General features: G+C 35.4%; 13 protein-coding genes. 11 read left to right on the forward strand and 2 right to left on the reverse strand.

The features are described 5' to 3' along the window. The first annotated feature begins 23 nt into the window (after positions 1-23). The 3 genes from metK to JEM45_RS00590 all read left to right on the forward strand — a co-directional run bounded on the left by metK (position 24) and on the right by JEM45_RS00590 (position 3,600). A complete protein-coding gene (metK, locus tag JEM45_RS00580; protein ID WP_026866660.1) occupies positions 24-1,208 on the forward strand; it encodes a methionine adenosyltransferase in 1,185 nt (394 codons plus the stop codon). A 28-nt stretch (positions 1,209-1,236) separates the two neighbouring features. Then, positions 1,237-2,145, forward strand: a complete 909-nt coding sequence (locus JEM45_RS00585) for a nuclease-related domain-containing protein (protein WP_198687531.1) — start codon at positions 1,237-1,239, stop codon at positions 2,143-2,145. Between the two features lie 75 nt (positions 2,146-2,220). Then, positions 2,221-3,600 carry an NAD-dependent succinate-semialdehyde dehydrogenase gene (locus JEM45_RS00590; protein ID WP_026866662.1) on the forward strand — a complete coding sequence of 460 codons (1,380 nt, stop codon included), beginning with the start codon at positions 2,221-2,223 and terminating at the stop codon, positions 3,598-3,600. 34 nt (positions 3,601-3,634) lie between these two features. Here JEM45_RS00590 and JEM45_RS00595 read toward each other — a convergent pair whose 3' ends face one another. Beyond that, a complete protein-coding gene (locus JEM45_RS00595) occupies positions 3,635-3,871 on the reverse strand; it encodes a hypothetical protein (protein WP_026866663.1) in 237 nt (78 codons plus the stop codon). 183 nt (positions 3,872-4,054) lie between these two features. Here JEM45_RS00595 and JEM45_RS00600 point away from each other — a divergent pair, with 183 nt between their 5' ends. The 7 genes from JEM45_RS00600 to JEM45_RS00630 all read left to right on the forward strand — a co-directional run bounded on the left by JEM45_RS00600 (position 4,055) and on the right by JEM45_RS00630 (position 10,918). Then, on the forward strand, positions 4,055-4,693 hold the full coding sequence (locus JEM45_RS00600; protein WP_026866664.1) for a DUF2975 domain-containing protein: 639 nt from the start codon (positions 4,055-4,057) through the stop codon (positions 4,691-4,693). Between the two features lie 11 nt (positions 4,694-4,704). Continuing rightward, the gene (locus JEM45_RS00605; RefSeq protein ID WP_026866665.1) at positions 4,705-4,917 is read left to right on the forward strand and encodes a helix-turn-helix domain-containing protein; all 213 of its coding nucleotides are present in this window, start codon (positions 4,705-4,707) and stop codon (positions 4,915-4,917) included. A 67-nt stretch (positions 4,918-4,984) separates the two neighbouring features. Next, complete coding sequence (locus JEM45_RS00610; RefSeq protein WP_026866666.1) at positions 4,985-5,830, forward strand: patatin-like phospholipase family protein; 846 nt, start codon at positions 4,985-4,987, stop codon at positions 5,828-5,830. A gap of 78 nt (positions 5,831-5,908) precedes the next feature. Further along, positions 5,909-6,487, forward strand: a complete 579-nt coding sequence (locus tag JEM45_RS00615) for a GNAT family N-acetyltransferase (protein ID WP_026866667.1) — start codon at positions 5,909-5,911, stop codon at positions 6,485-6,487. A gap of 64 nt (positions 6,488-6,551) precedes the next feature. After that, positions 6,552-7,220: a GOLPH3/VPS74 family protein gene (locus JEM45_RS00620; RefSeq protein WP_026866668.1), complete on the forward strand. Its 669-nt coding sequence runs from the start codon at positions 6,552-6,554 to the stop codon at positions 7,218-7,220. 224 nt (positions 7,221-7,444) lie between these two features. Further along, the gene (locus tag JEM45_RS00625; RefSeq protein WP_198687944.1) at positions 7,445-9,187 is read left to right on the forward strand and encodes a purple acid phosphatase family protein; all 1,743 of its coding nucleotides are present in this window, start codon (positions 7,445-7,447) and stop codon (positions 9,185-9,187) included. Between the two features lie 201 nt (positions 9,188-9,388). Next, positions 9,389-10,918, forward strand: coding sequence for a Na+/H+ antiporter NhaC family protein (locus JEM45_RS00630; RefSeq protein WP_198687532.1), 1,530 nt, complete (start codon positions 9,389-9,391; stop codon positions 10,916-10,918). 38 nt (positions 10,919-10,956) lie between these two features. On the opposite strand, the gene JEM45_RS00635 is transcribed toward JEM45_RS00630, so the two are convergent. Continuing rightward, positions 10,957-11,862 carry an aminoglycoside phosphotransferase family protein gene (locus JEM45_RS00635; protein WP_051220490.1) on the reverse strand — a complete coding sequence of 302 codons (906 nt, stop codon included), beginning with the start codon at positions 11,860-11,862 and terminating at the stop codon, positions 10,957-10,959. A 67-nt stretch (positions 11,863-11,929) separates the two neighbouring features. Here JEM45_RS00635 and JEM45_RS00640 point away from each other — a divergent pair, with 67 nt between their 5' ends. Further along, positions 11,930-12,667, forward strand: a complete 738-nt coding sequence (locus JEM45_RS00640; protein WP_026866672.1) for a DUF429 domain-containing protein — start codon at positions 11,930-11,932, stop codon at positions 12,665-12,667. Positions 12,668-12,704: the final 37 nt, after the last annotated feature.

Below are 12,704 nucleotides of genomic sequence, written 5' to 3' on the forward strand. Positions count from 1 at the left end.
TTTAGCTATAAAGGAGAATTTTAATGTCAGAAAGAAAGTTATTTACATCAGAGTCAGTCACAGAGGGACACCCAGACAAAATTGCAGATCAGATTTCTGATGCGATTTTGGATGCGATTTTAGAAGGTGACCCATATGCGAGAGTGGCATGTGAAACTGTAGTTAATACAGGACTTGCTTTAATTGTAGGGGAAATCAGTACTGAGACTTATGTAGATATTCCTAAGACAGTTCGTGAAACTGTTAAGGAAATAGGCTACGTGGATGCTAAGTATGGTTTTGATTATAAGACGATGTCAGTATTAACTGGTATTGATGAACAGTCAGAAGATATCGCGGTTGGTGTTAACAATGCTTTTGAAACGAGAGAATCACAAGGGGTTTCAACTGGTGCAGGTGACCAAGGTTTAATGTTCGGATTTGCAACGAACGAAACGAAAGAGTTTATGCCTTTACCAATTGCACTTGCTCACAAAATTTCAAGACGTCTAACAGAAGTAAGAAAAGATAAGACGATTTCTTACTTAAGACCAGACGGTAAGTCCCAAGTGACAGTTGAATATGATGAAGCGGGTCAGCCGCTCCGTGTAGATACGATTGTTATCTCAACCCAACATCATGAGAACATACCTGCTTCTGAAATATATGATGATTTATTAGAGCATGTGATTAAAGCAGTTGTACCTGAACATCTTTTAGATGATGAAACTAAATACTTCATCAATCCAACAGGTCGTTTTGTAATCGGTGGCCCACAAGGGGATGCTGGCTTAACGGGTCGTAAAATTATAGTGGATACTTACGGCGGATATGCACGTCATGGTGGTGGTGCATTCTCTGGAAAGGATCCAACAAAAGTGGACCGTTCAGCAGCTTACGCAGCCCGTTATATTGCTAAAAATATTGTAGCGAGTGGTATTGCTGATAAGTGTGAAATCCAATTAGCATATGCAATTGGTGTATCTCAACCAGTATCTATCTCTGTTGATACATTTAAAACGGGACAATATGATGAAAATAAAATTGTTGAAGTCATTAGAGCGCTGTTTGATTTGTCACCAGATGGAATAATAGATATGTTAAACTTAAGAAAGCCAATTTATAAACAGACTGCAAGCTATGGCCATTTTGGGCGTTCGGACATTGACTTACCTTGGGAAAGATTAGATAAGGTCGATGCGCTTAAAGAATTATTAAGAAATCGCTAGGTGAGCACTGTTGGAAAGTAGGAATGTTATGAACACGGAAATCTTTACTAATCCCATTTTTATTGCGATTGCTGTCGTTCTTCTTATAGTAGTAATCTGGTTTTTAGTTTATTACTTTAAACATCGCAATCAAGCGAAAGTTGTTGAAAACAATCACGCTAAGGAAAAAGAATCTTTAGTACAGAAGTACGAAAGTGAACATGAAGCAGAAAGACTTGAGCACAAAAAAGAATTATCGAATTTAAATGAGAAGTATTATAATGATACGACTTTACTCGATAACAAATTATCAAGTTTACATCAGTTCTCAGTAGACAAAGGTGAATATTTAACAGACTTAGCTTTGATTCAGTTAAAAGATAAGTTGGTCAAAGATGAGAAAATCCGCGAATCCGATATGATTATCTTATCTAATGTATTCCTACCTTCACGAAATTATACGAATACACGTAAAATCGACCATTTAGTTTTAACACGTACAGGTATCTACTTGATTGATTCTAAGTATTGGAGTGGACACATTTTACATGGTGTGAATGAAGCACAATTTGAAACAGTGCCTTATGTAGAATCATTCTTCGACTTACTCGATCTAGATAAGAAACGAGAACAAACATTAATCTTCGAAAAGGCAGATCAGAAAAACGTATCTGTTAATCATTATAATGGTGTCATCGATGAGACGAAGATTACTGCAGAGAAGCTTAAAAACAAGTTGAAATTACAATACGATATCGTACCGATTATATATTTTAATCCTAAAGATAATGGTAACTATTCAATTACAAACTACTCAGAAGATCCATCAATCCGTGTAATTGTCGGCCAAGAAGACCTAGAAGCATTCTTCTTGAAATATGTTTTCCATGGCAGATTCCAATACACGGTTAAAGACTTAGATGAAATTGCAGATGCAATTTTAGAACAGAGCCTGTGATCTTAAATTTTGTAAATTGAAAATAATCGTCCTATAATTATTTATAGGACGATTTTATTTTTGGAGGGAAAAACAATGTCAGAAGAAATTATTGTAATTAATCCCGCAACAAGAGAAGAAATTGGGAAAGTGCAGAAAGATAGTCAAGATGATATAGAAAAGAAAATAGACTTAGCAGATGAGACTTTTAAATCATTTAAGAAACTCACTGCCTATGAAAGAGCCGATTTACTTTTTAAATGGGCTGACAAAATTGATAAAAATAAAGAAGAAATTGCAGAACTTGTAACGAAAGAAGGCGGAAAACCGCTAACTGAAGCGCTGGGTGAAGTCGACTATGCAAACAGTTATATTAGATATTACGCAGAAGAAGCTAAACGTATATATGGACGTACAGTACCTTCTTCAAAAGAAAACAACCGTATCGTTGTTACGCGCCATCCGATTGGTGTCGTTGCGGCAATCACACCATGGAACTTCCCAGTTGCAATGATGGCCAGAAAAGCGGCTCCAGCAGTAGCAGCGGGAAATACCTTTATTGTAAAACCGGCTAGTGCGACACCATTATCCGCAATGAAATTTATTGATTTAGCATTAGAAGCAGGTTTTGACAAAGGTGTAATACAGTACGTCAATGCCTCTGGTAAAGATGCTGGTGAGATATTTACAAAATCTGATAAGATTATGAAACTCACATTTACAGGCTCAACAGCAGTAGGTAAAAAACTAATGAGTGACGCATCTGTAACTGTTAAAAATGTAACGATGGAGCTAGGAGGACATGCACCATTAATTGTTCATAAGGATGCAGATATTGACAAAGCTGTAGAAGGTACGATTGCCTCCAAATTCAGGAACTCGGGACAGACTTGTGTCTGTGCAAATAGACTGTATGTTCACGAAGATGTTCTAGAAGAATACACAGAAAAACTTACAGCAAAAGTTAAAGAGTTAAAAATGGGTAATGGTATGGAAGACGGAGTAAAAATTGGGCCTTTAATTGATGAAGATGGCTATGATAAGGTCATGAATCAATTAGAAGATGCGATCAGTAAAGGTGCGAAAGTTGAAACTGGTGGACAAGGTAATAAAGAAGCAGGTTACTTCATAGAACCCACAGTCCTTTCTAATGTCAGCGATGACATGTTGTGTATGAAAGAGGAAACTTTTGGACCACTTGCCCCGATCCAAAGCTACAGTAACTTAGATGAGGCAGTGGCCAAGGCAAATGGTACAGAATTTGGTTTAGCTGCATATTACTTCACTGAAAACTATGCGACGGGTGTGTATTTAACAGATGTCTTAGATTTCGGGGTGCTCGGTTGGAATAACGGTGCACCTAGTGCTGCAAATATTCCATTTGGTGGCCTAAAAGAAAGTGGCGTCGGTAGAGAAGGTGCAATTGAAGGTTTAGAACCTTACACTGAAACAAAAGTGACCTCAATTAATTTGTAAAATATAGTAAAAGGAACGGATCTTAGTAAAAATACTAAGATTCGTTCCTTTTGTTTTTCTTATTTCTGTAGTTTGCCTCGTCTTTACGCGCAATTTCTTCATCTTTTTTCACATTTGAACGAAAGCCAAGTGAGAGTAAAGCAACAAGGGCTGGCATGACAATGGTACTTGCCCAGTTTATACCATCTAAAAACATAATTTGAACAATGACGATAACTACAAATACTAATATGTACATATAAATGAGACGGTTAATATTTTCTTTATTCATGAAAGCTCCTTTGTAAGCGTATACTTATGTTACTTTTATTTTCTCAATAAACGCTTAGCATAGCAATAAATTAATTATATAACACGAATAAAATTAATTATTTAATGATAAACATTAAAAATATATTGATTTAAGTTAAATTTTGTTGTATATTTAAGTTACCAAAAAAACAGGAGGTATATTATGACTAATCAAATCGTTTCACACAAGCGCTTTAAAGCACTAGTTTCTGTTGTGTATGTCATCTCGCTAATCGCATTAATACTTGTAGGTATCGCAACATTGGCAACCTTAGTCGCAAGTTTCGTACTTATTATGGTACCCGTCGATTCATTAATGAATATTTTGAGCAGTATACCCGCAAATTTTACATTTGAAGGAGAAGGGTTTTCACTCGCCATTACAGATGATTTACTATCATCCGTGACTCTAGACAAAACTTTACTTGTTATTACTGCATTTGTTTCAACACTCAGTATCGTACCGATGTTTCTAATTATCTATTTCTTAAATAGATGGTTGAATAATTTACGTAAAGGGGATATCCTTGTTCCCAAAAACAGCAAGTACATTGAGTATATCGGTTATAGTTTCGTATTATTATCACTGATGGAAACACTATTAACTTATTTTTCATCCACTTTAGTGTCGAACGCTTTAGCTATGTCTTCACTACCAGTTGAAGTTGCAGAGTTTCTAAATATTGATAGTACTGTGAGCTTTAACTTCATAACAATTTTTGCAGGTATTCTAATTTGGATTATTGCCAAAACGATGCAATATGGCGCCTTTCTCCAAGATGAATATGATGCAACGGTCTAGGAGGGTGAAAGATGATAGTAGTGAGATTAGATAGAATGCTTGCAGATCGTAAGATGGCTTTAGGTGAACTGGCAGAAAAAGTTGGAATTTCAAATGTTAACTTATCAAACTTAAAAACAGGAAAAGTAAAAGCCATTCGTTTTTCCACCTTAGATGCGATATGTAAAGCTTTGGAGTGCCAACCTGCAGATATTTTAGAATATGTTGAAGATGAATCTGAATAGGTGACCAAGAAATAAATTTTATGATACCTTGTAATTAAATAGATATAAAGACAAGGAGCAATAGGTTATGTCAAAAGCAGGTTTAGTTTTAGAAGGCGGAGCAATGCGAGGCATATATTCTGCTGGGGTACTCGAATGTTTTTTAGAAGACAAGATTAATTTCCAGTATGTCATCGGTGTATCTGCAGGTGCGTGTATGGCTGCTTCTTATCTGTCAGATCAAAGTGGACGTAATAAGCGCGTTAACATTGATTTCGTAAACGATAAACGTTATTTATCGTATAAGAACTTGTTTTTAAAAGGTGAGTTATTTGGCATGGATTTCATATTTGATGAAATTCCCAACAATATTGATCCATTAGATATAAGAAGAATCATCGATGGTCCTGAAGAATTCGTTATTGTAACGACGGATTGTCAGACAGGTGAACCTGTATATTTTAACAAAGACGATTATGATGTGGATACTCTAGGGAGTTGTTTAAGAGCCTCCAGTTCAATTCCATTTTTCGCACAGCCAGTAGATGTCGGGGGTAAAATGATGTTCGACGGCGGAATTTCAGATCCAATTCCACTCGTTAAATCAGAGAGTGATGGTAATGAGAAGAATATTGTTGTTTTGACGAAACCTAGAGGTTACTATAAAAAACCGAGTCGAGCAGCGAGTGTAATATCATATAAAAAGTACCCAAAGATTGATGAGCGTATTAGAGTACGATATAAACATTATAATGAACGTTTAGCATATATTTTTGATGAAGAGAAAAAAGGCAATGTTTTAGTCATTGCACCGAGCGTAGATACAGGTGTCGGTCGTACGACGCGTAATAAAGCAAAACTTGAACAGCTCTATAAGCTCGGTTATAAGGATGCTAAAGCAAAATTGAATGATATAAAATCATTTTTGGTGTAAGTCTCAGTAATACTGGGACTTATTTTTTTGTGTGTTAAAATATAAGAATAAAAATTTGAAATTGAGGGGAAGAAATTAATGGAAATAAGAGCATTTCAACCGACTGATGAACAAGGATGGGTCAGATGTAGAGTATTATCTTTTTTAGATACCCCTTACTTTGACGATGTTCACCCATCTAAAGAACAATATGAAAATAAGGCGATTGAATTGGTCGCAATTAAGGATAACCAAGTTGTGGGTTTAATTGATATAGAATGTGATTCTGAAGATGAAAAAATATGTTCACTCGATGAGGGCATAGGTGGAATGATTTGGCATCTTGCAGTACATCCTGATTATCAAAACCAGGGCATTGGTCTAGCTTTAATGGAACAAGCAGACGTAGAAGCTGCAAAAATTGGCTTAAACTACTTAGAGGCATGGACGAGAGAAGAAGGCAATTCACATCTATGGTTTGAAAGAAATGATTATATTAAAGAAAGTGAATATTATCACTTGTACTTAAGCTATGATGATATGGCACATAATGTGAAACCAGAAGATGATACATTAATACCAATGTATATGTTCGCGCATTATACAGGAGAAAATATTGAGCAGTTTTCCGAGATTGAACGACAATATAAGTGTGTATGTTATGTGAAACAACTTTAAAATTGTTTACTTAAACACCAAGAATGGTAATGATAAATAATAATAATACTCTGGAGGTGTAGATATGTTCACTATAGCAGAAGCTCTCATTCTTTTAGGTACAGATGATGAAAAAGGTACAGCAAATATATCATCTTCCATAGATTACGGCTTAAGTGGGGCGGTACTTGCAGAACTCGCTTTAGAAGAAAAAATAGAATTAGTCGATGATAAGGTAACAGTAATAGATGATTCTCTCACAGATGTATCTTATTTTGATACAGTTATTAAAGAGATCAACGATTCTAAAAGAAAGAAAAAGATGGATCATTGGATTAGTCATTTTGCGAATAATAAAGATGCGCTAAAAACGCCTATTTACTTATCTCTAGTTGACAAGGGAATTCTTAAAGAAGAAGAGAAAACTTCATTATTTATATTTACCTCTAATGTCTATCCAACAATCAATGAAAAGCCAGAGAATCAAATTAGAAATCATGTCAATGATGTAGTATTTAAGGATATGAGTCCAGACCCTAAAATAGCAATGTTATTGTCTCTAATTAAAGCATGTGATCTAGTCAATGAAGTCTTCGGTAAGGAAAATAAAAAAGAAGCAAATAAACGTTTAGATGATATTGTTGAGAATAATGAATATGGGAAACTCGTTTCCAAGTCTATCGAAGATATTGAAGCGGCAATTCTAATTGCAGCAACAACGGCAGTCACAACGACAACGATAATTAATAATTAGATGTACTTTTAAAAAGTTAAGAACCCATCAAAGATGTTACTATCTTCTTTGATGGGTTTCTAATTTTTCCATATTAAGACAACTTTACATAATGTTAAAATGCCATAAATGTTATTTCGTTACACTTGTATTGAAGACAAATACAGGAGGGTATCATTTATGAACATTGTTTTTTACGAGATAGGCAATTTAGCTTAAAATTGGCTATTTTATTAGCAACAGTTATGCTCATTTTTTCAGCGTTATTCGCACCGAGTACACAAGCTGCCGGAGGCGGACAACCAAGTGAATCAACAGAAGAATCTGCTGAGTTTACACCTGAATTAACGGAAGGAAAACCTGAAGTTGCAGAAGTACCTGTAAATAATACACCAAACCGTATTATTACAACTTTCAATGGGGATACATCTTCAGAGATGGCATTCAACTGGTATACAACTGATCAATTTGAAGATGCTAAAGTTTGGGTTTCAAAATCAGGGAATTTTGATGACACTTTAGAATTTGAAGCGACACCAAGTGAAGTAACTTCTCACTATGGTGAACGAGATGCAAATGGAAATTACATATTTGCTCAAGTAAAAGAAGATGAAGAAGTAGAACCTGTTGAAGACGAGAACGGTGAACCTATCATCGAAGGATATTATACTGATGCACAAGCTCACGGTGATGAGTGGATGAACGGAGATTATGGTCACATGGAACTGACAGATGTGACTGAATACTCATACAAAGCGACTGCAACAGGTCTTGAGCCAAATACAGACTACTATTACTATGTCGGTAGTGAGTCTGGTGAAATTAGTGAAACTGGAACGTTTAAAACATCTGGACAAGCTGGAGACCCATTCAAGTTTGTTCACTATACAGATACACAAAATGCATTCTGGAATGAAAATGTAAGAAATGAAGCGGCGTTTGGGGCAAATACTTTAATGAATGCACTACAAACTGCTGGTGATGCAGACTTCGTACTTCACACTGGTGATGTTGTAGAAGTCGCTGAAGTAGAAGATGAATGGATAGACCTATTTGAACAATCTCGTCCTTATTTTATGCAAGCTGCGATGTCGGTTGCAGCAGGTAACCATGATGAGTATGCCTTAAATTATGGTGACGATCCACTTACTGAGAAATTTAATGAACATATTAATGTTCCTGTAACGAACGATAAAGTCGACGGCGGTTCATATTATTCAATGGACTATAACGGCGTGCACTTTGTAACTTTAAATACAAATGACAACAAAGAATCAGAAGATAATCCAGAAGGTAAAGCAATCGGTGAAGAACAGATGGCTTGGTTACGTGAAGATGTAGAACAAGCACGTGCCAATGGAGCGGAGTGGATTGTGCTTAATTATCATAAGCCACTTTACTCTAAGTCTTATCACTCACTACAAGATGAAGATGTTCAGAAAGTCAGAGAAGAATTAACAGCTCTAATTGATGAACTGGATATTGATTTAGCACTACAAGGACACGACCATGTTATCTCTAGAACACATTCATTAACACATGTACCAAGTGATGAAAACTTCTCTAATGCTGAAGTTGAGGATGTTAACACTTTTGTAGGGGATAACGGAGTAGAATATATGGAAAATCCTGATGGTACGGTATATGTTCTACCTAACACAGGTGGTACTAAAGAATATGACGATGTTTATTCTAAAGGTGTAGATCACTTACACGAAGTTAGACCAGATCTTGATTGGATGACAGAAGAAGATGTAGACTATTACAATAGCTTATTCGGATTTGGTGGCCAACCTCAAGAAACTGATGCCTTTGAAGATTCACATTCAAACAATCGTGATTCATCAAGTCAGAACTTCGCAATATATGAAGTTGAAGGCAACGAGATGATTGTAAGTATGTATCAGTTAAGTGGAGATTTCTTATTAGGTGAGGAAAGAACTGTAGAACTCGTAGATCAATTCGGAATACAAAATGGTGGAGAATAAAATAACATAATGAATTATTTTGGCTAGCGTGAAAATCTTGAAATTCAGATTTTCACGCTATTTTTGTATTATTTTAGAAGAATACAGGTAGATGAATGATGACACTGTCACGATTAGTGAAAATTTAAAATTAATGTTTTCATTACTAGCACACTAAGGTATAATTAGAAATTATAATATAAATATAGAAGGTGTATATAAGTGGAATATGGGCTATTATCGTTGTTACCACCTTTATTAGCGATTATTATTGCGATTTTAACGAAGCAAACAGTGGTCGCTTTATTTTTAGGTGTATGGTTTGGTGCAACAGTAATTAACAATTGGAATCCTGTTTTAGGTTTTACATATACGATTAATGATGTCATGGTCCCGTCTATTGCGGATTCATGGAATGCTGCGTTAATTCTACTCGTAGTCTTTACAGGAGGTTTCATTAATATTTTGAGGAAAACTGGGGCAGGACAAGCCTTTGCGGAATTTACAACTAAAAAGGTGAATACACGTAAAAAAGGACAGAACTTCGTATTTGGGAGCGCCTTTCTATTTTCCTACACAGAGCCGGTACTAATTTTAGGTACAATTACGCGCCCAGTAACAGATAAGTTAAACATTTCTAGAGTGAAACTAGCTTACATAATTGACTCAATGGGTAGTCCCTTAGCAGCTATGTCACCGATTAGTGTTTACGGTCCATTTATTACTGGAATTATCGGAACGCAGTTAACGGCTTTAGCTTTAACAGATAATCCATGGACCTTATTTGTACAGATGATTCCATTTAATCTATATGGAATATTTGCGATTATCGGAGTCTTGTTCGTTATTAACATGAACTTAGATATCGGTCCAATGTATAAGGCTGAAAAACGTGCCATTGATACAGGGAAATTATATGGTGACAATGACAAACTTATGATTAACGCAGATGAAGACCAAGACGATCAACAACCAGCAGATATCTTCTCATTCGTTATTCCTTTACTCTTACTTTTCACAGGAATATTTGGTGTAATCTTTTGGACAGGTGATATCGCTACGAATGGTTTTGTAGATGCTTTCTTGAATGCAAACATCATATTTGCAATAACGACTGGCTTTTTCTTAGGTAGTGTCGGAGCAATGGTTTATGCAATACTTCGCTATAAAATGTCTTTACAAACATTGTTAAACGACTGGGTAGATGGCTTTATGCAAGTGATGATTGTACCTGTAATTTTAGTGATGGCTTGGTCCATAGGTGGGATTGCGACAACTATGGGCTTAGGTGAAGTCCTTGCACACTATGTTGGAAGTTTCTTACCTGGATTTATTGTACCAGTGGTTATCTTTATTTTAGGTGCCTTAATTTCCTTTGCAACTGGTAGCTCATGGGGTGTATTCTCCATCATGATCCCAATTGCAATTCCAATGGCAAACGAACTTGATATGAGTTTAGCACTCGCTATAGGTGCATCAATATCTGGCGGACTCTTTGGAGATCACTGTTCACCGATTTCTGATACAAGTATCATGTCATCAACAGGTGCAGCAGCTGACCACATGGAGCACATTAGAACGCAGTTACCGTATGCATTAATTATTGCATTATCAGCAGCAAGTGGGTTCCTAACGACAGGTTTCACAGAAAACTCTATTTTAGGTATCATCACGACTGCTGCAGTGCTCGTCGGAATATTATTCACCTTGAATAGACGAGCAAAATCTAAAGATAAAACAGTTGAAATATAAGATAAAAGCCTTGAAATCAATAGATTTCAAGGCATTTTTTATGAAATATACCATGAGGGTATATAAGTATTAAAATTATCGTACCAAGTTAGTATCTGTTTAGCCTGAACTTTCATGACTTCAATTTGCTTATCTCCAAATGGAACTGCCCATGGTAATGAGGATAAAGTATTATTTGAAATATAAAGGATGAGTAAGTCCCAAAATATACTTGGAATATTATTATTAAAATAACCATCTACTCGACCACTGGCAAAATAAGAGCTGACCCCAGCACACCATACGATTCTATTAAATTCTTCATAAGGGTCACCAGTATCGTGACGGTCAAAATCAATAATATATATTTGACCTTTGTCATTTATTAACAGATTACCAACATGAAAGTCTCCGTGATGTTGGACGATAGGTGAATCCTTTAAAAGATAACGACGACTCTCAACAGCTTCTATAAATAAATCGCCATTTTCAAATTTAATATCACATTCTTCATAGGCCTTAATCTTTTTATCAATCTTTTTATTAAACCTATTTTCCCACCTATCTTCACTAAATAAATTCATCTCAAAATCATGAATGTGTCTTAAAATCTCACCAGCTTGAAGACCAATTTCGTATTGTTTTTCTTTTGATAAGGTCGGCAATACTACTTCTAAATCACGACCCTCAATCCAAGTCGTTAACAGATAATATTGTGTTTCTGAAAATTCTCCATGATCAATAACTTGATGTGTACGGATATTATTTGCCTTTGCTTGTTTTAAAAGAGAAATCATTTGAAGCATTCGTGCTTTATTTTTAATTGAAGTCAGTCTTAAAAGAAATTTGTCCCTACTCGTTTTTACTACATATTTACTATCGTCGGAAAAGCCCTTATCCAAAATTTCTACTTCTTGAATTTCTTCTATACTTAACAATACTTGAAGTTGTTTTATATTCAACATGAAAACTGCTCCAATCTGATTAGTGCTATAATTTTACCATAGATTAATCAGACGAAAGGGTAATATTATGAAGTACATCGGTGTGGATCTTGCTTGGACTTATAACAATGAAACAGGTATATGTGTCATCGACCATATAGGAAGAGTAGAATTTCTGGAATCTAAAATTTTTACTGATGAAGAAATAGTAGAAATGATTCAATTAGAGAGTAAATATGAATTAATGATTGGAATAGATGCGCCCTTAATTGTGAACAATGAAGGTGGTTCAAGGGATGCTGAGCGGTCACTATTAAAATCTAGAATCAATGGCTATAGAGTATATGCATTCAATTCTAACCGAACATTTTTAGAAAAGACTTTTAAAAGTATTAGAGGAGAGACGGTGAGTCATTTACTAGTGGATCAAATCCCAAATACATCTATAGGTCAAAAAAATTTTCACACGATTCAGGAGACTTTTCCAACCGGTATCTGTGCAGGCTTATTCCCAAATATCTACCCTGTGAATTATAAAAGAAAGAAAGGTATGACTTTTTCAGAGTCCCTTGACCGTATGGAAACCTTAATCAATGAAATAAAAAAATTTGAGGTACGTAGTATGATAAGTGGCTTCTCTGAAGTTTACCAGTATGATCGAAAAGATATGTCCGTTAAACATTATAAACATCTGGAAGATAAGATGGATGCCTTTTTATGCGCCTTAGCGATGTACTTAATTGATAACAACTATGCTTATGAACATAATTTTGGCAGTCTAGGAGAAGGATGTATTATCATTCCGGAACTAAAAATACAATTATAGTATTATATATTGATATAGTTGAAGTAAGAAGTCGTTT

This window comes from Jeotgalicoccus sp. ATCC 8456 (assembly GCF_016313225.1).
GTDB lineage: Bacteria > Bacillota > Bacilli > Staphylococcales > Salinicoccaceae > Jeotgalicoccus > Jeotgalicoccus marinus.